The 19,102-nt window shown below is 71.5% G+C and carries 16 protein-coding genes, 1 rRNA gene and 1 pseudogene; 8 read left to right on the top strand and 10 right to left on the bottom strand.

What is annotated here, in order from left to right; genetic code table 11:
* Positions 1 to 573: ribosomal RNA gene (locus tag ACFWEP_RS04690) — 16S ribosomal RNA — on the bottom strand; the annotation flags it as partial.
* A 697-nt stretch (positions 574 to 1,270) separates the two neighbouring features.
* Here ACFWEP_RS04690 and ACFWEP_RS04695 point away from each other — a divergent pair.
* Together ACFWEP_RS04695 and ptsP are read left to right on the top strand one after the other, a co-directional pair.
* Positions 1,271 to 1,720, top strand: coding sequence for a PTS glucose transporter subunit IIA (locus ACFWEP_RS04695; protein ID WP_387365532.1), 450 nt, complete (start codon positions 1,271 to 1,273; stop codon positions 1,718 to 1,720).
* A 76-nt stretch (positions 1,721 to 1,796) separates the two neighbouring features.
* On the top strand, positions 1,797 to 3,467 hold the full coding sequence (gene ptsP / locus ACFWEP_RS04700) for a phosphoenolpyruvate--protein phosphotransferase (RefSeq protein WP_387365535.1): 1,671 nt from the start codon (positions 1,797 to 1,799) through the stop codon (positions 3,465 to 3,467).
* A 72-nt stretch (positions 3,468 to 3,539) separates the two neighbouring features.
* Here the strand turns inward: ptsP and ACFWEP_RS04705 are convergent, their stop codons facing one another.
* Positions 3,540 to 4,505 (bottom strand): hypothetical protein, encoded by a 966-nt coding sequence (locus ACFWEP_RS04705; RefSeq protein ID WP_387365538.1) that lies wholly within the window; start codon positions 4,503 to 4,505, stop codon positions 3,540 to 3,542.
* 287 nt (positions 4,506 to 4,792) lie between these two features.
* Here ACFWEP_RS04705 and ACFWEP_RS04710 point away from each other — a divergent pair.
* Positions 4,793 to 5,865 (top strand): annotated as a pseudogene (locus tag ACFWEP_RS04710) (IS110 family transposase).
* Here ACFWEP_RS04710 and ACFWEP_RS04715 read toward each other — a convergent pair.
* Positions 5,860 to 6,384 carry an SMI1/KNR4 family protein gene (locus tag ACFWEP_RS04715; protein WP_387365542.1) on the bottom strand — a complete coding sequence of 175 codons (525 nt, stop codon included), beginning with the start codon at positions 6,382 to 6,384 and terminating at the stop codon, positions 5,860 to 5,862. The pseudogene ACFWEP_RS04710 and the gene ACFWEP_RS04715 overlap by 6 nt on opposite strands.
* An 80-nt stretch (positions 6,385 to 6,464) precedes the next feature.
* On the opposite strand from ACFWEP_RS04715, the gene ACFWEP_RS04720 reads away from it, so the two are divergent.
* Positions 6,465 to 6,785: a hypothetical protein gene (locus ACFWEP_RS04720; RefSeq protein WP_387365545.1), complete on the top strand. Its 321-nt coding sequence runs from the start codon at positions 6,465 to 6,467 to the stop codon at positions 6,783 to 6,785.
* A 55-nt stretch (positions 6,786 to 6,840) separates the two neighbouring features.
* On the opposite strand, the gene ACFWEP_RS04725 is transcribed toward ACFWEP_RS04720, so the two are convergent.
* Positions 6,841 to 8,817 carry an acetoacetate--CoA ligase gene (locus tag ACFWEP_RS04725; RefSeq protein WP_387365548.1) on the bottom strand — a complete coding sequence of 659 codons (1,977 nt, stop codon included), beginning with the start codon at positions 8,815 to 8,817 and terminating at the stop codon, positions 6,841 to 6,843.
* Between the two features lie 261 nt (positions 8,818 to 9,078).
* Here ACFWEP_RS04725 and ACFWEP_RS04730 point away from each other — a divergent pair, with 261 nt between their 5' ends.
* Entirely contained in the window at positions 9,079 to 11,172 is a 2,094-nt protein-coding gene (locus ACFWEP_RS04730; protein WP_387365551.1) for a TIM-barrel domain-containing protein, read from the top strand.
* 360 nt (positions 11,173 to 11,532) lie between these two features.
* Here the strand turns inward: ACFWEP_RS04730 and ACFWEP_RS04735 are convergent, their stop codons facing one another.
* On the bottom strand, positions 11,533 to 12,069 hold the full coding sequence (locus ACFWEP_RS04735; RefSeq protein ID WP_387365554.1) for an NUDIX domain-containing protein: 537 nt from the start codon (positions 12,067 to 12,069) through the stop codon (positions 11,533 to 11,535).
* Between the two features lie 60 nt (positions 12,070 to 12,129).
* Between ACFWEP_RS04735 and ACFWEP_RS04740 the strand changes: the two genes are divergently transcribed.
* Together ACFWEP_RS04740 and ACFWEP_RS04745 are read left to right on the top strand one after the other, a co-directional pair.
* Positions 12,130 to 12,933: a M15 family metallopeptidase gene (locus tag ACFWEP_RS04740; protein ID WP_387365557.1), complete on the top strand. Its 804-nt coding sequence runs from the start codon at positions 12,130 to 12,132 to the stop codon at positions 12,931 to 12,933.
* Between the two features lie 73 nt (positions 12,934 to 13,006).
* A complete protein-coding gene (locus ACFWEP_RS04745; protein WP_387365560.1) occupies positions 13,007 to 13,372 on the top strand; it encodes an Mpo1-like protein in 366 nt (121 codons plus the stop codon).
* A 61-nt stretch (positions 13,373 to 13,433) separates the two neighbouring features.
* Here the strand turns inward: ACFWEP_RS04745 and ACFWEP_RS04750 are convergent, their stop codons facing one another.
* From ACFWEP_RS04750 to ACFWEP_RS04770, 5 genes are all read right to left on the bottom strand, one after another.
* Positions 13,434 to 13,670: a hypothetical protein gene (locus ACFWEP_RS04750; protein ID WP_387365563.1), complete on the bottom strand. Its 237-nt coding sequence runs from the start codon at positions 13,668 to 13,670 to the stop codon at positions 13,434 to 13,436.
* Between the two features lie 205 nt (positions 13,671 to 13,875).
* On the bottom strand, positions 13,876 to 14,481 hold the full coding sequence (locus ACFWEP_RS04755) for an ATP/GTP-binding protein (RefSeq protein ID WP_387365566.1): 606 nt from the start codon (positions 14,479 to 14,481) through the stop codon (positions 13,876 to 13,878).
* Positions 14,462 to 14,899 carry a DUF742 domain-containing protein gene (locus ACFWEP_RS04760; RefSeq protein ID WP_387365569.1) on the bottom strand — a complete coding sequence of 146 codons (438 nt, stop codon included), beginning with the start codon at positions 14,897 to 14,899 and terminating at the stop codon, positions 14,462 to 14,464. The genes ACFWEP_RS04755 and ACFWEP_RS04760 overlap by 20 nt, the downstream gene beginning before the upstream one ends.
* 9 nt (positions 14,900 to 14,908) lie before the next feature.
* Complete coding sequence (locus ACFWEP_RS04765) at positions 14,909 to 15,352, bottom strand: roadblock/LC7 domain-containing protein (protein ID WP_328722845.1); 444 nt, start codon at positions 15,350 to 15,352, stop codon at positions 14,909 to 14,911.
* On the bottom strand, positions 15,349 to 18,114 hold the full coding sequence (locus ACFWEP_RS04770) for a nitrate- and nitrite sensing domain-containing protein (RefSeq protein ID WP_387365572.1): 2,766 nt from the start codon (positions 18,112 to 18,114) through the stop codon (positions 15,349 to 15,351). The genes ACFWEP_RS04765 and ACFWEP_RS04770 overlap by 4 nt, the downstream gene beginning before the upstream one ends.
* A gap of 497 nt (positions 18,115 to 18,611) precedes the next feature.
* Here ACFWEP_RS04770 and ACFWEP_RS04775 point away from each other — a divergent pair, with 497 nt between their 5' ends.
* Positions 18,612 to 19,040 carry a hypothetical protein gene (locus ACFWEP_RS04775; protein ID WP_387365623.1) on the top strand — a complete coding sequence of 143 codons (429 nt, stop codon included), beginning with the start codon at positions 18,612 to 18,614 and terminating at the stop codon, positions 19,038 to 19,040.
* Positions 19,041 to 19,102: the final 62 nt, after the last annotated feature.

Consider the following 19,102-nt stretch of genomic DNA (forward strand, 5'->3'; position numbering starts at 1 on the left):
CCGACGTGACAAGCCGCCTACGAGCTCTTTACGCCCAATAATTCCGGACAACGCTTGCGCCCTACGTATTACCGCGGCTGCTGGCACGTAGTTAGCCGGCGCTTCTTCTGCAGGTACCGTCACTTTCGCTTCTTCCCTGCTGAAAGAGGTTTACAACCCGAAGGCCGTCATCCCTCACGCGGCGTCGCTGCATCAGGCTTTCGCCCATTGTGCAATATTCCCCACTGCTGCCTCCCGTAGGAGTCTGGGCCGTGTCTCAGTCCCAGTGTGGCCGGTCGCCCTCTCAGGCCGGCTACCCGTCGTCGCCTTGGTAGGCCATTACCCCACCAACAAGCTGATAGGCCGCGGGCTCATCCTTCACCGCCGGAGCTTTTAACCCCGTCCCATGCGGGACAGAGTGTTATCCGGTATTAGACCCCGTTTCCAGGGCTTGTCCCAGAGTGAAGGGCAGATTGCCCACGTGTTACTCACCCGTTCGCCACTAATCCACCCCGAAAGGCTTCATCGTTCGACTTGCATGTGTTAAGCACGCCGCCAGCGTTCGTCCTGAGCCAGGATCAAACTCTCCGTGAATGTTTTCCCGTAATCGGGATCACAACACGAGAGCGGAACGACCAGGTCGGAATATGACCGGTCGTTCACAGCGTCCTCGCTGTTGTTGCCCACCGGACCGTTAAGTGCCGGTAGGACTTTTCAAAGGAACCACCAACCTGCCGAAGCAGGCCGGGGTATCAACATATCTGGCGTTGACTTTTGGCACGCTGTTGAGTTCTCAAGGAACGGACGCTTCCTTCGGTCCCGTTTCACCGGGGCCCTCCGGGCGCTTCCCTTCGTTCTTGCGTTTCCGACTCTATCAGACTCTTTTGCGTCCGATTCCCGGTCGAAGCGGGTCAAGCAATTTTCACTTTCCAGTTCTTCGCTTTCGCGCTTCCCTTTCCGGCGAGTCCGACTCTATCAGGCAATTCCATTCCCTCTGACCCGGCCCCCGCAGGCATGCGGAAGCCCGATCCGGGCAAGATTTGACTGGAGATTCGCCGCCGACCCCAGGACACGAAGTCGCGGCGGGGTCAAGCAGGTTTACGACAGTACAGCCTCGCCGGGAGACGAGGCAAATCGCTCCCGGTGCACTTCTACGTCAGCCAAACGGGACATCTCAGGCGGAACCGCGCCTTAACATGACTTACTCTGCTGAGGAGTACGCCGCCCTGCGACATGAAGCGGGGGTGGTCGTCGAGCAGGCACGCCCCAGCTCCACCTCCCGGAGGCACCCATGACCCACGTGACGTCCCCCCTCAGCGGACAGGCCATCGGACTGGCCGCGGTCCCCGACCCGGTCTTCTCGGGCGCGATGGTGGGGCCCGGCACGGCCATCGACCCCGTCCGGGAGCCCGGCGAAGCGGTCTCGCCGGTCGACGGAGTCGTGGTTTCCCTGCACCCGCACGCGTTCGTGGTGGTGGACGGTGAGGGACACGGTGTACTGACGCACCTGGGCATCGACACCGTCCAGCTCAACGGCGAGGGGTTCGAACTCCTCATCAACAAGGGGGACACCGTCGCACGCGGACAGGCCGTCGTGCGGTGGAATCCGGTCGACGTCGAGGCGGCCGGGAAGTCTCCCATCTGTCCCGTCGTGGCCCTGGAGGCCACGGCCGACTCCCTCTCGGACCTCCTGGAGTCGGGCGAGGTGAAAGCGGGCGGCGCCCTTTTCGGCTGGCAGTGACCCTGCCTTTCCATGACGAACCAGTCCGACGTACACCGCGGGGGTTCCACCGCCGCACAACCGAAAGGCGGGTGAAATGGAGACAACGCTGCGAGGCGTCGGCGTGAGCCACGGGGTGGCCATCGGCGAGGTCCGGCACATGGGGACCGCGGTGCTGGAACCGCCGGTCAGGCAGATCCTCCCGGAGGAGACGGAACGGGAGAAGGGGCGCGCCCGTCAGGCCGTGGAGGCCGTCGCGGCCGACCTGGTCGCACGCGGCAATCTCGCCGGCGGCGAGGCGCAGGGGGTGCTGGAGGCGCAGGCCATGATGGCGCAGGACCCCGAGCTGATGACCGACGTCGAGCGGCGCATCGCCGAGGGGAGCACGGCCGAGCGCGGTCTGTACGACGCGTTCGCCGCCTACCGCACGCTGCTGGCCAACGCCGGGGAGTACCTCGCGGGGAGGGTCGCCGACCTCGACGACGTACGCAACCGGATCGTGGCGCGGCTGCTCGGAGTGCCGATGCCGGGGGTCCCGGACAGCGACCATCCTTATGTGCTCATCGCACGCGATCTGGCTCCGGCCGACACCGCGCTGCTCGATCCGGCGCTGGTGCTCGGTTTCGTCACCGAGGAGGGCGGGCCGACCAGCCACAGCGCGATCCTGGCGCGGGCGCTCGGGGTGCCGGCCGTCGTCGCGCTGCCCGGGGCGGGCGAGCTGGCCGAAGGCGTGGTGGTCGCGGTGGACGGCGGCACCGGAGAGGTCTTCGTCGAACCCAGCGCCGAGAAGCGGGCCGCTCTGGAGGGTGCGGCGGCGGCACGTGAGGCGGCGCTGGCCGCCTCCAGCGGCCCGGGCGCCACGTCCGACGGGCACAAGATGCCGCTGCTGGCCAACATCGGCGGCCCGGGCGACGTGCCGGCGGCGCTGCAGGCCGGCGCGGAGGGCATCGGGCTCTTCCGCACGGAGTTCCTGTTCCTGGACGACAGCGAGCAGGCGCCCTCGGAGGAGAAGCAGATCGCGGCGTACCGCGCGGTGCTGGAGGCGTTTCCCGAGGGCCGGGTCGTCGTCCGGGTGCTCGATGCCGGAGCGGACAAGCCGCTGGCCTTCCTCACCCCGGCCGACGAGCCGAACCCCGCGCTCGGGGTGCGGGGGCTGCGCAGCCTGCTGGACCACCCCGACGTCCTGCGCACCCAGCTGACCGCGCTGTCCAAGGCCGCCGGGGGGCAGTCGGCTCAGCTGGAGGTCATGGCGCCGATGGTCGCCGACCGCACCGACGCGAAGCACTTCGCCGACGCCTGCCGCGAGGCGGGGCTGCGGGCGAAGGTCGGGGCGATGGTGGAGATCCCGTCCGCCGCGCTCCGGGCCCGCTCGGTGCTCCAGGAGGTGGAGTTCCTCTCGCTGGGCACCAACGACCTCGCGCAGTACACCTTCGCCGCCGACCGGCAGGTGGGCGCGGTGTCCCGGTTGCAGGACCCGTGGCAGCCGGCGCTCCTGGACCTGGTGGCGCTGTCGGCGGACGGGGCGCGCGCCGAGGGCAGGAGTTGTGGAGTCTGCGGTGAGGCCGCGGCCGATCCGCTGCTCGCCTGTGTGCTGACCGGGCTCGGGGTCACCTCGTTGTCGATGGGCGCCGCCTCCCTCCCCTACGTACGGGCGACGCTCTCGCAGTACACGTTGGCGCAGTGCGAGCGTGCCGCCGCCGCGGCGCGGGCGGCGGACTCCGCGGAGGATGCGCGGAGCGCTGCACGGGCGGTGCTGGAGGGCGCGTAACGGCACCCGGAGGCAAGGGTGCGTGGGGCTCCCCGCCGCGGTGACGGAGAGCCCCGTGCGTGTGGGAGCGGGTCAGTGGTGGGGCCGGGGTTCCTCGGCTCCGATGTCGAATCCCGCGCGGTAGTCCACGTCCGGTTCAGGGCCTACCGGTTCACCGGTACCCGCGTCGGTGCAGTACGCGGAGAACACCTCACCGGCCGTCAGCGGGAGGAGGCTGCCCCGGTCGAGCCGCCAGCCGTGGACGCGGTCCGGCGCGTCGGGGGTGGCGGTGCGCAGGACGACTCCTCCTGGCGCCTCCAGCGCGACACCCACCGCGAGTACGGTCGCGAGCTCCGTCCCTTCGGCGGGTGAGAGAACGGGCGGGCGGCCGCCGTCCTGCCGGGTGTGGAGGACGGCGAGGAGCCGGTCGTCGGTGGAGCGGATGGAGCAGACGATGTGGTGGGTGCCCGCTCCGGCGGTTTCCAGAAGCCGGAGAAGCAGGTGCGAGGCGCGGTCGAAGGCGGCCCCGCCGATGTCCTGGCCGCAGTCGGCGCACGCGCCGAGGTCCGCCAGGAGCACGGTGGCGTACTCCCAGGTCGCGCGGCGCACCACGCGGGAGACGAGGAGTGGCAGGAGCCGGTCGAGCGGCTGCCCCGTGTAGGGGATCGTGGCACCGGCGGCCGCGATCTCGGCGGTGAAGCGGGTGCGGGCGTCGGCGCTGTCGGGGTCGAGCCGGTGTTCCGCGCAGAATTCGCCGAACTCTGTCGGGTCGAAGAGCGCCAGGCTGGTGTGGAGTCCCTCGGCCTCGAACCCTCGCAGCAGCCCCTCCACCTCGCGCAGGTAGGCGGCGTGGTCGTCGAACGGGAAGGTCTGGTAGGTGCGCATTGCCGCGAAGTCCTGCGGGTCGACCAGGACGCCGACCGTGCCGGGTACTTCGCGGCGCAGGGCGCGGCGGCCGGCCCGGGGCCGCCGCCGGTCGGGCGGGGTCCCGGTACGCCGGGTGCGTCGGGTGGTGCCGGCTGCGCGGTCGTCGCGGTCGGTGTGTCCGGTGCGGTTCATGAGCGGTGCTCCCCCTGGGTACGATCCAACTGTGCTCACTCAGCGTAACCAGAGGGTCTGACAGTGAGGATGTACTCGGCATTCCCCGGGGGCCTGACTCAGGGTCTGACTGACGCTTCGGCTGTCTGTCCGTTGAATCGTCGGCCTTCGAGGGATGCCACCGCGTGTGCTCGCGGGCGTCCGTGACCTCATAGGAGCTTGGCCGTCAGCCTCATCACTGTCTCGTCCGTCTGCCCGGGCAGCACACGCTGATCCTGTATCCATACGGAAGGACGGCAGAGCCGAGCATGTCAGCGCCCGAGATAGCGGTGATCGGTGGAATCGACACCCACACCGACGTTCACCAGGCCGCAGTGATCGACTCGGTCGGCCGCCACCTGGACACGCAGCCGTTCGAAACGAACTCGGTCGGCTACGAACAGCTGCTGGCCTGGCTGCGTGCCCAGGGCGAGGTCATCGCGGTCGGGATGGAGGGCACAGGCGCCTACGGCGCCGAACTCGCCCGGTTCCTCACGGCCAGCGGCATCACTGTCGTCGAGGTCGACCGCCCGGACCGAAAGGCCAGGCGGGCCCACGGCAAGTCCGACCCGATCGACGCCTACGCGGCGGCCACCGCCGTCCTGTCCGGTCGCGCGAGCGGAACTCCGAAGAGCCGGGACGGGATCGTGGAAGCGATCCGCGCGCTGCGTGTGGTCCGCAAGAGCGCGGTCAAGGCGCGGACGCAGACCATCAACCAGATCCGCGCTCTGATGGTCACCGCGCCCTCCGCCCTGCGGGACAAATTGCGAGGACTGCCCACCAGCCTGCTGATCGACACCCTCGCCCGGACCCGGCCCGTCGGTGACCTCACGGACCCGGCCTGCGCGGCCAAGACCGCGCTCCGCCGCCTCGCCCGGCGTTACCAGGCCCTTCAGCAGGAGATCAAAGAGGCCGACGCGGACCTGGCTCCCCTCGTGACTCGGGCGGCACCCAGCCTCGTCGCACTGCCCGGGGTGGGCACCGAGACGGCCGGCCAACTGCTGATCACCGCGGGGGACAACCCCGACAGGCTCCGGTCCGAAGCATCTTTCGCGCACCTTTGTGGGGCCGCCCCGATCCCCGCCTCGTCCGGCCGGACCAACCGTCACCGCATCAACCGCGGCGGGGACCGCAACGCCAACAGTGCCCTCTACACCATCGTCCTGGTCCGCATGCGGCACGACCAACGGACCCGGAATACGTCGCCAGACGCACCACCGAGGGCATGTCCACCAAAGACATCATGCGGTGCCTCAAGAGGTTCGTCGCCCGCGAGGTCTATAGGCACCTCAGGAGCACAGGCATTTTGAACACGGCGGTCTCGGGCGGAGGTGGATCATGATGCCGACTGGCTGCCGTCCGCGTCGTCGAGCGACGCGGCCGCGGCCAGCCGCTCGACGAACATCCGGAAGTCCGTTGCCAGCGGGAGCTCCGTGTCGGTGTCCACGTCGAACCACGTCACGGACGGCTCCCCGCGCTCTCCGCATGTCCGGTAATCGAGGGCGATCCAGCAGTGGCCATCACCGGAGAGCAGAACGAGAGGTGAAGGAAGACCCCATTCCTCAACCAGGTAAGGCGAATCCAGCAACGACGGCTGGCCGTCGTGACGGCCGATGCCCATCATGTCGTCGAGCGGAACGTGGTTCTCGCTCCACGACGTCGGCACATCGGTCGGGAACGCGTTCCACACCTCCGCCACCAGGCCGCCGTTCTGGACTCGCAGGATCTCCAGCAACGAGGCTGGCAGAAGGACACCGAGCTGGCGCTCGGCATCCTGAACGACCGCGTCGGTCAGCGGTAGCTGAACCCCGTACAGGCCCTCGCCCCAGAACGTCGCCTTAACCTCATCAAACCGAGCCACGAGCGCATCCTACGGACCTCGCCGCCCGACTTGACGATCTATAGGAGCTTCACTGGTACTCGCGACGGGGACCGGTGGTCGTGGCTGCGGGCCCGGCCGATGGCCTGCCGTGCGGGAGCACCACCTCGACCACGGTCGCCGAGCACTTCCGAGTTGATCTCCACCGGGGCCGGAACACCCGGTCGGCCGCTGCCGCCGGGTCCGAGCTCCGGCAGGAAGGCGACCGGGTGATCATGCGCGGCCACCTTCACCTGACCGACGACGAAGGCGCCTGCCTCCGGATGAGCCACTGGACTGTGCTGTTCGACCTGGCATCACCCGTCCCCAGCAGCCTGGACGGGTCCTGGGTGGAGATCGGCGTCGGAACACAGAGCGTCTCCCTTCACCCCTACCGGACCTGACCACCATCAAGTTCCCCGGTCCCTCGACTGCCCAACGGAGCGGCAACGGGTCGCGTCAGCGACGGGTGCGGGCCAGTTCGGCGTAGAAGGAGAGGAGGCCGACGTCGTCGATGGAGCCGGCGTTGACCGCCTTGTCCAGGGGCGTTCCCTGGAGAAGGCGCTTGACCGGGACCTCGATGCGCTTGCCCGTGAGGGTGTGCGGGATGGCGGGTACCTCGATGACCTCGTCGGGCACGTGGCGCGGGGAGAGGTTCTCACGAAGGGTGCGCGCGATCGCGGTGCGGAGCCCGTCGTCGAGTACGGCGCCGTCGGCGAGGTGGACGAAGAGCGGCATCCAGTAGCCGCCGTCGGGCTGTTCGATGCCCACGACGAGGGATTCGCGGATCTGCGGCAGCCGCTCGACGGCCTCGTAGATGTCCGCGGAGCCCATACGCACGCCTTGGCGGTTGAGGGTGGAGTCGGAGCGGCCGTGGATGATCACGGAGCCGCGTGGGGTGAGGGTGATCCAGTCGCCGTGGCGCCAGACGCCGGGGTAGGTGTCGAAGTAACTGTCGTGGTACCGGCTGCCGTCCGGGTCGTTCCAGAAGCGCAGCGGCATGGAGGGCATGGGTGCGGTGACGACGAGTTCGCCGACCTCCCCCAGGTGTGGCTTGCCCTCCGCGTCCCAGGACTGGAGGTCGGTGCCGAGGCAGGGGGCCTGCAGTTCGCCGATGTGGACGGGGAGGGTGGCGACCGCGCCGGCGAAGCAGCTGCAGACGTCGGTGCCGCCGCTGACGGAAGCGATCCACAGGTCGTCGGTGATCTCGTCGTGCAGCCAGCGAAACCCGTCCGGGGGCAGTGGCGAGCCGGTGGTGGCCACGCACTGGACGCGGCTGAGGTCCAGGTCGCGCCCGGGGTGGGCGCCGGCTTTGCGGCAGGCCATGACGTAGGCGGCCGAGGTGCCGAAGAAGGTGGCTCCGGTCTGTTCGGCGACGCGCCACTGGGCGCTGATGTCGGGGTGTCCGGGGCTGCCGTCGTACAGCACGACGGTGGTGCCGGTGAGGAGGCCGGATACGAGGAAGTTCCACATCATCCAGCCAGTGGAGGTGTACCAGAAGAAGCGGTCCTCGGGACCGAGGTCGCAGTGGAGTCCGAGCTGCTTGTAGTGCTCCAGCAGGATGCCGCCCTGGGACTGCACGATGGCCTTGGGCAGTCCGGTGGTGCCGGAGGAGTAGAGGACCCAGAGCGGGTGGGCGAAGGGGACTTGTTCGAAGCGGGGTTCGGGGTCGCCGGCGGTGAGGTCGCCCCACGCGAGGGTGCCCTCCGGGGCGGGGGTGCCGAGGAGCGGTACGTGGACGACGGCACGCAGGGTGGGGAGTTCCCGGCGGAGTTCATCGACGGTCTCGGTCCGGTCGTGTTCCTTGCCGCCGTAGCGGTAGCCGTCGATGGTGAAGAGGACGACGGGTTCGACCTGCTGGAAGCGGTCGAGGACGCTGCGGGCGCCGAAGTCGGGGGCGCAGGAGGTCCAGACCCCGCCGACGGCGGCGGTGGCGAGAAACGCGACGACGGCCTGGGGGATGTTCGGGAGGTAGCCGCTGACCCGGTCGCCGGGGGTGACGCCGAGGGCGCGCAGTTCCGCGGCGAGGGAGCCGACCTGGCGGCGGAGTTCGGACCAGCTCATCACCGCCTGGGCCTGTGTCTCGTCGACGTGGAAGAGCGCGGGTGCGTCGGCGCGCAGCGGGTCCTCGGAGGTGCGCAGGGCGTGTTCGGCGTAGTTGAGGGTGGCGCCGGGGAACCATTCGGCGCCCGGCATGGAGCGGTTCGCGAGGACGGTCTCGTACGGGGTGGAGAACCGGATGTCGAACCATTCGGCGACGGCCCGCCAGAAGGTGTCGAGCTCCTCGACGGACCAGCGGTGCAGGGCCGGATATCCGCCTTCGGTGGGGGCCCCGTGGTGTTCGGCCGCCCAGCTCTGGAAGCGTGTGACGGCCGCTGCGGCGACGCGTTCGGGGCCGGGCTGCCAGAGGGGGGCTTCGTCGGCTGCTGAGGTCATCGGGCGGCTCCTGGCTGGCGGGTGCGCGGGTGGGCGTCCGGCGCCCACGGGCGGGGGGTGGTCTGCGTGGGCGACCGCCCTTGAGGACGATGCCATGTGATCGTCCCCGGCACCAGGGTCGGTCGGGCGGGTTCGGGGCGTGGCGGTCGTCGGGCCCGCGCGGCGCCCGGACCGGGGTGTGCGTGTACGTCCGCCGGGCCTGGGGTGAACGGAAGTTGAACGAAACGCTCGCCCGGTTCGACTGGTGGCAAGGTGTGCGCCATGGACGGTCATGACCTGGTGCGCACGGTGAAGTTGATGGGTTCGGTCGGCGGTGTGCGGACGGCCTGGAGGTCGTGGCGCGGGGACCTCTGGGCGCCGCGGCAGCGGGGGCCGGAGCTGGCCAGGGTGCCCGGACCGCTGCTGGGGGCGGATCCCGGGCCGGGGGGCGGTGTGGTGCGGTTCGCCCGTTCGGAGCTGAGCATCCGGGTGGCGGCGGGGGGAGCGGTGTTCTGGGCCTGGGACGGGGCCGGCCGGCTTCCGTCGTGCGGCCTGCCGGGCACGGAGCCGGCGGCCGATCCGCGGGCGCGGCTGGAGCCGGGCACGGACGGTGGCTGGCAGGTGGTGTCGGAGCGTCTGACGGTGTCGGTGTCGCGCGACGGGGCGGTGGAGTTGCGGACTCCGGGTGGGGTCCGGCTGCGGCGGGAGCTGCCGCCGCGCTGGTGGGAGGCGGTGGGCGGGGGGCCCGTGCGGTGGGTGCAGCGGGCGGAACTCCCGGCGGACGCGCGGTTCTTCGGGCTCGGCGGGCCGCCGTCGGGCCCCCGGTTGCGGAGCGGTACCTACCCGCTGGGCGGGGCGGGTACGGGGCGGTCCGCCCAGAGGGACGGGGGGACGGCCGGGAACCCGTCGGCACCGGTGATGCCGGTGCAGTTCGTGGTCTCGGACGCGGGGACTCATCTGGTGTTCTACGACAGCTCCGGGACGGGCCGGATGACCATCCGTGAGGGTGAGGAGGGCGCGGGCTCGGGGCACGACCGGCCGGGCGGGAGCGAGGTCCGGGTGGACGGCGGGCCGTTGCGGTGCTGGGCGGTGGCGGGGACACCGGCCCGGGTGCTGCGGGGCTGGACTGCGCTCACGGGCGCTCCCGCGCTGCCTCCGCCGTGGGCGCTGGGGCCGCAGCTCGCCGTGGAGGAGGGGGCGGGCGAGCGGGAGGTACGGCGGATCGCGGCCGGACACCGCGACCGCGGTCTGCCGCTGAGCGCCCTCCACCTGGTCGGTGGTGAGGCGGACGACGGGCCCGCCCTCGCGGAGTGCGCTCCGGCTCCCGGTCTCGCGGAGCTGGCGGAGCGGTTGCGGGCCGACGGGGTGCGTCTGATCGCGTCCGGGCCGGTGCGGCGGGACCCGGTGGACGGCGCCGCACCGGAGGAACGGTCGGGCGCGAGTGCCCGGGGGGATGGTCCGCGGTCCCTGGTGTGGCGCGATCCGGCGGATCCGGTGTCCTCGGTACCGCGCTCCCGGGAACGGCCCTTCCAGCTCTCCTCGCCCGTCCGGGCCGGGGCGCAGCGGTACGGCGGTGCCGTCACCGCCGGCGCGGCGGACGGCTGGCCGGGACTGCGCGCGGTGCTGGCCACGGTCGTCGGGCTCGGTCTGAGCGGGGTGCCGTACGCGGGCCCGGACGTGGGTGCGTACGAGGACGCGGACTCGCCCGAGCTGTATCTGCGGTGGCTCCAACTGGGTGCGCGTCTGCCGCTGTTCCGCGTCCGGGCCGGGTCGTGCGCGGGCGGCGCCGAAGGGCGCGAGCCCGGGGAGGAGGTGCTGGGACACGCCCGGGCGGCGTTGCTGGAGCGGGAGCGGCTGGGCCCGTATTTCCTGACGCTGGCGTACGTGGCGCGGCTGACCGGTGCGCCGTACGTACGGCCGGTGTGGTGGGACGCTCCCCGGGACCGGGGGCTGCGGGACTGCGAGGACGCGTTCCTCCTGGGGGACGGGCTGCTGGTGGCGCCGGTGCTGGAGCCGGGCACGGTCCGGCGGACGGTACGGCTGCCGCGCGGGCGCTGGTACGACACGGTGACGGGTCGCTCGTACGAGGGGCCCGGGCGGGTGACGGTGGAGGCGCCGCTGTCGCGGATTCCGGTGCTGGCGCGGGCGGGCGTGGTGATTCCGGTCCGGGGTGAGGAGGGCGCCACGGAGCTGGAGGCGTGGGCACCGCGCCCGGGGCGCCGGGGTGGCGGTGTGCTGGTGCGGAGCGCCGGCACGGGGCGGGGCAAGCCGGTGGTGGAGCGTTTTCGCACGCGGTGGGAGGACGGCCTGGTGGTGGTGGAGCGGGACGGCCACGTCGGGGAGGTGCCCTACCCGGTGCGGGTGCGGGGCGTGTGACCGGGCCGCCGGCCGGGCGCTCCGGGGTCTTTCGTCGGGATCGGGCCGGATCAGGGAGCGGGGTCCTGTGCCGTGCGTCGCAAGGCGGAGGAGGGCGGCGACGCGGGGTGTCGTCGACCGACGACAACGCCGCGAGGTGCGGCGCGGGCCCCCGCGAGCCCGGCCTGATCCAAACGGGAGGCCCCAAAGCGTGTTGCGGAAGTGGCGCCGTCCGCCCGGAGGGCGGGTCCGGCGGCGTCCGGTGCGTGCGATCGCAAGACGGAGGGCCGCCCCGGTACTGGATGTATCGGGGTGATCCCGACAACCCGGCTAGTGTGCGTGCCGGGCATCGCCCGACAGGCGGGGCTTTCGCAACACGCTTTAGCTGTAGCGGCCCGTGAACCAGGCGTGGACGGCCTCGGTGTGCAGGGGGAACGCCAGTTCCCGGGGTGAGCGCAGCACCTCGTATCCGGCGGTCTCGTCGGTCGGGGCGGACGGCGGGAGCAGGCCGAGCGGACGGGCGGGGAGGAGGCCGAAGAGGAGCAGATGGCCGTCGGGTGAGCTGAGCGCGTCGGCGAGGTCCACCTGGTCGGCGGTGGCCTCGATGCCGGTCTCCTCGCGGAGTTCGCGGACCACGGCGTGCCGCCAGTCCTCCCCGTGGTCGATGAACCCCCCGGGCAGGGCGAGCCGGCCGATTCGCGGCTGGATGGTCCGGGTGACGACGACCAGGCCTCCGCCCGCCTCGTCGGTGACGGGAAGCAGGGCCACCGCGACGGGGAGCGGGTTGCGGTAGGCGATCGTCCCGCAGGCGGCGCAGGGACGGGGCCAGGCGTCCGCGTGGAGTGCGGAGGCGGGGTACGGGGCTCCGCACGCGGCGCAGTGCGAGTCGCGGACGGGCGGTGCGGTGGGCTCGGACACGGGCCGGACTGTATCGGATCACGCTTCCCCGGGGGGCCGGAATCTGATAGCGATGTGCACATGACAAACAGGACCGGTACCGCGCTTCTCGTCCCCACCGTCGTCGCCCTGCTGGCCGTGACCGCGACCACCCCGTCGGCGTGGGCGCGGCCCCGGCCGAAGGCGCCGGAGGGGTTCGTGACCTTGCGCTCCGTGGATCCCACCGTCATCGAGGAGATCCGGTACGCCACTGCGCACACCTTCATGGGCGTCCCGGTGGACGGATACCGGCAGCCGGTGTGCGTCCTGACCCGGCCCGCCGCCGAAGCCCTGCACCGGGCGCAGACCGCGCTGCTCCGCGAGGGCTACTCCCTGAAGGTGTACGACTGCTACCGGCCGCAGCGGGCGGTGGACCACTTCGTGGGCTGGGCGAAAGACCTGGACGACCAGGTCATGAAGGAGGAGTTCTACCCGCGGGTGGACAAGTCCCGGCTGTTCGACGACGGTTACATCGCCGAGAAGTCCGGGCACAGCCGGGGCAGCACGGTCGACCTGACGCTGGTGGAGCTGCCCGCCGCACCGACGAGGGCGTACCGGCCGGGCGAGCCGCTCTCCCCCTGCTACGGGCCCCGCGACACGCGGTTCCCCGACAACTCGGTGGACATGGGCACGGGTTACGACTGCTTCGACACCCTCGCGCACACCGAGGATCCGCGCGTCCAGGGCGCCCAGCGGGCCAACCGGCAGCTGCTCAAGAGGACGCTCACCGGCCTCGGGTTCGTCAACCTGGCCGAGGAGTGGTGGCACTACACCTTCAAGCCGGAACTCTTCCCGGACACGTATTTCGACTTCCCGGTGGACCGGCTTTCCCTGAAGGGCCGTTGAGAGCGGGGAGGAAGCGGAGCCGCCCGCCCCATGGGGCGTTTCCAGGCGGGGCCCGAGCCGTTACCTTGCCCCTATGACGCAACAGACATTCGATTCGTACGAGGAATTCTGGCCCTACTACGTCGCGATGCACTCCAAGGCCGCGACCCGCTGGGTCCATCTGACCGGGACCCTGACCGGGCTGGCGATCACCGCCTACGGGCTGGCACGCGGCCGCAAACGGTATGCGGCGGCGCTGCCGCTGATCGGGTACGGAACGGCCTGGCCGGCCCATTTCCTGATCGAGGGGAACAACCCGGCCACCTTCGGTCACCCGGTCTGGTCCCTGCGAGGGGACGCGCAGATGATCCGGACGATGCTCGCCGGGCGGGACGCCGAGCTGGCGGAGACCGCCGCCAAGTGGCTCGCGGAGAACGCGGCCGAGCCGTCCGCCGGATGATCAGCACGAGGCGGGGAGGCCGGTGGCGTGCGCGCCGCCTCGTCGACCGGCGCCGCCCCGGTCAGTGCAGCAGGCACTCCCACGGCTCGATGTCCGGCTGCCCCGGAGGCAACTTCCCGGTGCGGTAGAGGTGGAGCCAGGCTGCGGCGCGGCGCTCGGCCTGCTTCTCGTTGACCGGGTCGCCCCGCTCGTCGAGTTCGAGGACGTTGGTGAAGACCGCGAGGCGGATCTCCATCCGGGAGGGTGACTCGCGCAGCTCGTCCCAGTAGTCGATCCCCTCCAGGACGGGATGGCCCAATGCCCCCGGGCAAGGTGCCCCGCGAAGCGTCGCAACGCTCCCGAGGCCCCGTGGCTGATGTGCGATGTCGTGTGAGGAGCGCAGGAACCGCCCACGGTCCCCGGTGATTCGGGTCGCCGTCGGGCGTGGGGCGCCCAGGACCGGATGTGCGCGGGCGTTCCGGCGGAGCCCGCGGCGCACGGCCGCCCGTGCGCGCGGGGCGTCCTCAGGTGCCGGCCGGTTCCCTCAGGCGCCCGGTCCGGGCCAGGGCGTGTTCGACGAGTTCGACGAGGACGTCCCGGACCGAGGACCGGTCGCGGGCGTCGCAGAGCAGGACCGGGGTGTCGGGGCCGAGGTCGAGGGCGGCCCGCACGATGCCGGTCGGGAAGGTCTGCGCGCCCTCGAAGCAGTTGACGGCCACGGCGAACGGGATCGCCCGGCGTTCGAAGTAGTCCACGGCGGCGAAGCACTCCTCCAGACGGCGGGTGTCCGCGAGGACCACGGCGCCCAGGGAGCCCTGGGCCAGTTCGTCCCAGAGGAACCAGAAACGTTCCTGCCCGGGAGTGCCGAAGAGATAGAGCACCAGCTCCTCGCGGAGGGTGATGCGCCCGAAGTCCATCGCCACGGTGGTGGTCCGCTTGGTCTCCACCCCGGACGTGTCGTCGACGGGCCGCCCGGCCTCGGTGAGGTGTTCCTCGGTGCGCAGCGGTCTGATCTCGCTGACCGCGCTCACCATCGTCGTCTTGCCGACGCCGAACCCGCCCGCCACCAGGATCTTCAGGGTGACGGGCGCGACGGCCCGCTTGCGGCGGCTAGAGCGCCCGAAGGCCATTGATCACCTCGCGCAGAAGGTTCACGTCCGGCAGTTCGGCCGGCGGAACGGGTCGGGTCACCTGCACCAGCTCCTCCTCGACGAGATCGGCCACCAGCACCCGTACGACTCCCACGGGGAGGTCCAGGCCGGCGGCGAGTTCGGCGATCGACTGGGGCACGGCGCAACAGAGTTCGACGATCTCCACGTGTTCCGGGGAGAGGGCGGCGTCCCTGTCCGGGTCGTCGGCGGCGGGTTCGGGGACGACGACCGCTATCAGATCGAGCCGGAGGCGGACCCCGCCTCCGGTGCGTCCGCGGGTCATCGCGTACGGGCGCACGACCGGCCCCGCGTCCGCGTCGAACCAGGGCAGGGGCAGGCCGCCGGAGGCGGCGGCCGGCGATCCGGGGTCGGCGTCCCGGGCCGGGTCTGCGCTCATGCCACCCCCTCACCCTCCGGCTGGTGTACCGGGCGTACGGGGTGCGTTGACCAGGTGGGCCCCCACGCGCTTGACCATGAGCGTCATCTCGTACGCCACCTGGCCCACGTCGGAGTCCGCGTCGGCCAGTACGGCCAGGCAGCTTCCGTCCCCGGCCGCGGTGACGAAGAGGAACGCCTCGTCGAGCTCCACGACCGTCTGGCGCACCTGGCCGGCGTCGAAATGCCGTCCTACGCCCTTGGCCAGGCTGTGGAAGCCGGAGGCTACGGCGGCGAGGTGCTCGCCGTCCTCCCGGCTCAGGTCCCGGGAGGTGCCGGTGGCGAGTCCGTCCCGAGACAGGACCAGGGCCTGCCGGATGCTGGACACGCGGTCCACGAGTTCGTCGAGCAGCCAGTTGAGTTCGCCGGACCCCCTGCGTTCGGAGTCGTGTGCGGCGGCGTGCGGTGCGGTCATCGGCCATCCCCTCCCGGTGGTGTTCCTCGGTCCGAGCCGCCCGTGTCGGTCGGCTCGCCCGCGTTCTGCCGTCTTCCGCGCTGCCAGCCCCGCTGGAGCGAGGTCATGCGGTCGCGGACGTGTTCGGCCTCGCGCTGGATGTCGTCGCCTTCGGCCGCGGGGGCCTCCTGCTCGGTGCGGCCCTCCGCCTCCTCGCGGAGCTGCGGTACGAGGCTCGCCTGGCGGATGCGCCGGGGCAGGCCCCCGACGGTGTCGAGGACCCGCACGTTCACGGGCTCGGCGTCCGGCTCCGGGGGCCCGGGGGCGACTTCCGGGGCCAGCGCCGGGACCGGGACCCGCGGTACCGGTACCGGTACCGGGTCCTCGTCTGCCTCCCGGGGGACCGAGCGGGCCGGCCCGCCGGAGCGGGGTGCGCCGATGCGACGGCCGTGCTCGGCGACGAGCGTCGGCGGCGTACGGCGGGGCAGCGGCGCCGGTCCGTCGAACCGCATCGGGCGCACGGGCGGCACCGGGCCCTCGTGCTCGTCGCCCGCCTGCTGGTGCTGCTCCTGTTCGTCGCCCCGGCGTGGTTCACGGGCGCGGAAGAGGCCGCCGCGTTCGCTGTCGCTGTCCTCCAGATCGCCGAGGCCGCCGAGGACGGGGGCGAGCGCCGGGTCGAGTGCCCGGTCGCGGGCGCGCTCGAAGGCCGCGCGCTCGCGGGGCCCCATCGGGGCCTCCAGCTCGACGGGACCGTCGATCGGGTGGCTGCCGCCGGGTCCGGCCGGGGGGAGCGGGGAGGGCGCGCCGGCCCCCTTCTGCTCGGTGCGGGGCCCGGGCAGCGCGCGTTCGGTCCTGCGGTCGAGCCGGAACCCGGTGCCGTGGGTCTCCGGTGCCTCGGTGAGCAGGTTGGCGGGGATGAAGACGACCGCGGTGGTGCCTCCGTACGGGGACTTCTGCAGGGAGACCCGCACCTTCTGGCGCTGGGCCAGCCTGCTGACGACGAAGAGACCGAGCCGGTCGGTGTCGGAGAGTTCGAAGTCGGGGGTCTCGGCGAGCCGCAGGTTCGCGTCCAACAGGATCTCGGGGGTCATGCCGAGTCCGCGGTCGTGGATCTCCAGGGTGAAGCCGTTGGAGACGCGGTCCCCGTGCACCTGTACGCCGGTGTGCGGCGGTGAGAACGCCGTGGCGTTCTCCAGGAGTTCGGCGATCAGATGGGTCAGGTCGGCGACGGCGGGTCCGCCGACGCCGATGCGCGGGAGTCTGCGGACCTCGATCCGCTCGTAGTCCTCGACCTCGGCGACGGCCGCGCGCACCACGTCCATCAGCTGGATCGGCTTGCGCCACTGGCGGGACGGGGCGGCGCCGGAGAGGATCACCAGACCTTCGGCGTGCCGGCGCATACGGGTGGTGAGGTGGTCGAGGCGGAAGAGATCGGCGAGTTCCTCGTCGCTCTCGGTACGCCGCTCCATCGCGTCCAGCAGGGTCAGCTGGCGGTGCAGCAGTACCTGGTTGCGGCGGGCGAGGTTGACGAAGACCTCGGAGACACCGCGCCGCATGTCGGCCTGTTTGACGGCGGCTTCGACGGCGGCCCGCTGGAGGGTGTTGAGCGCCTGGCCGACCTGCCCGATCTCGTCGGGTTCGTAACTCAGGTGCGGGGCCTCGGTCTCCACGTCGATCTGCTCACCGGCGGCGAGCCGGCGCATGACTCCCGGCAGGCGTACGCCCGATGCCTCGTGGGCCTCCCTACGGAGCCGGGAGAGGTCGCGGACCAGCTCGCGGCCGATCCGTACGGAGACGAAGACCGAGACGAGCAGGGCCAGGAAGCCGAGGACGCCCGCGACGCCGGCGAGGACGAGCACCCGGTAACCGGCGGGTTCGGCACGGTCCTGGAAGCGGTTGGTCATCTCCGTGTAGTCGTTGGCCAGCCTGTCCAGTACGGGGGGCGCGGCCCGCTGCCACCGGGCCGTGTCGATGCCCGCGCGGTCGCGTGCCTCGCCGCCCGTGATGAGGGCGTTCTCGGCGGTGCGCAGAGGTTCGGTCTCGGGGCTGGCCCAGAACCTTTCGACGCGCAGGCGTTCGTCACCGGGGAGCATGTCGAGGTTGATCTGGTAGAGCAGTTCGCGCTGGGCGACGAGGGCGGCGACCTGACGCAGATCGGCGTCGGTGAGCCGCGAGGTGAGAAGGCCGGAGGCGACCAACGCGTCCTCGCGGGAGAGCAGTTCGCGAGCCCGGGAGACGCCGACGAGCGCGCGGACCTGCTTGTCCAGCGAGACGTGCTCCATGGTGCGCAGACCGTTCAGGAAGCGGTACGCGGGGTCCACGAGTCGGTCGTAGAAGTCCATCGCGCGCAGCCTGGTGATACCGCGGTTCTCCACGGACTGGCGGAGCGACGGGAGGCCGTCGGCCGCGCTGAGCACCGCGTCGAGACGGTCCTGGGAGTCGCTGCTCAGCTCCGCGCGGATGTCGTCGCGGCCCGCGCCGTCGCGGATCGCGTCCACCGTGCGGTCGGTGACGGCCTGCTGTCGGCGCAGCAGCGGCAGCGCGTCGGAGGCCCGGGGGTCGGCGAGGAAGACGAGCGTCTGGCGTCGTTCGTCCTGGAGCGAGCGGACCGCCTGCTCCAGCGGGTGACCGACCCTCTCGACGATGGAACCGGCGTCCATCATCTGGCTCGCCTGGCGTCCGGTCACATAGGTGGCGAACGCCCAGAGCGCGGTGAGGGAGACGAGGGGCACGAGAAGCAGTGCCGCGATCTTCCTGCGGATGGACTTCCCGCGAAAGCGCATGGCCTCCCCCAGCTCGACCCCCGCGCACGGAGGTGTGTCCGTCGGTTCCGCGTCTCGAAACGGCGCGAGCCTACTACTGACACTCTGACAACTCGAAGGACCGTCCGGGCGATTTTCGGCCTTCCCGCACGGAGTTGACGCGATTCGTTCCCGCAATTCCGGACGCGGAACTCGGCGTGCAGCAGAAACACCCGTGGCGGGCCCCACCCAATCCGATACCGGACACTGGCCGGAATCACGCGTTTCGTGACCCCCGGCCGGGCGAATCGTTGCCAACTCGCGGGAATCTTCCTCCCCATGTATTCGTCCATGCGTACGGGGCAGGAGTCACGCCGGGGGCCGGTGCGGCAGGCCCGCTCGATTCGCCGCGCGGACGTCCCGGCCGATCCGCGTAGAACGGCGGCAAGCCGGGCAGTCACCCTCAAGTCGGTCAGCGGTGGGGAGTTGAAGGTCCTTTGAGCACTCGGGAATACCGGGGCGCCGCGTCGTCGGACGCCATGCCGGTGCGGGGCGCGCGTGTGCCCCGTCAGTTGTGGGTGGAGGAGCCTGCGGACCGCAGACGGATGCCCGATCCCGTCCGCACGGCGGCGGTACGCGCCGTGCTGATCGTGTCGCTGACGCTCATCCAGGCGATGGTGGCTTTCCTCTGCGCCCTGGCGGGATCCTGGCTCGCCTTCCCGATGGTGCTCGGCTCGGTGGCCGGCACGGTCGGGGCGACCTGGTCGGTGCTCGACGTCTGGGTGACCCGTCAGGTGTGGAACCAGCGGCACGGTGTGGTGTCGGTGCCGAGCAGCACGGCCCGGCAGATGCGACGCGAACGCCGTCGGGCCCGCCGCGCTGAGCGCCGGGCCCCGCGCGAAGGCGGCGCGGGCATAGAGGGGCGCGGGCACGGCGCGAGGGGCGGGCACCGGCTCTCGCGGGTGTGAGCCCGTCGGCCGTACGCACCGGAGCCCCCGCCGAGAGGCCGGGGGCTTGGGTGCGTACGGGC

The sequence above is a fragment of the Streptomyces sp. NPDC060198 genome (assembly GCF_042728415.1).
Lineage (GTDB): Bacteria > Actinomycetota > Actinomycetes > Streptomycetales > Streptomycetaceae > Streptomyces.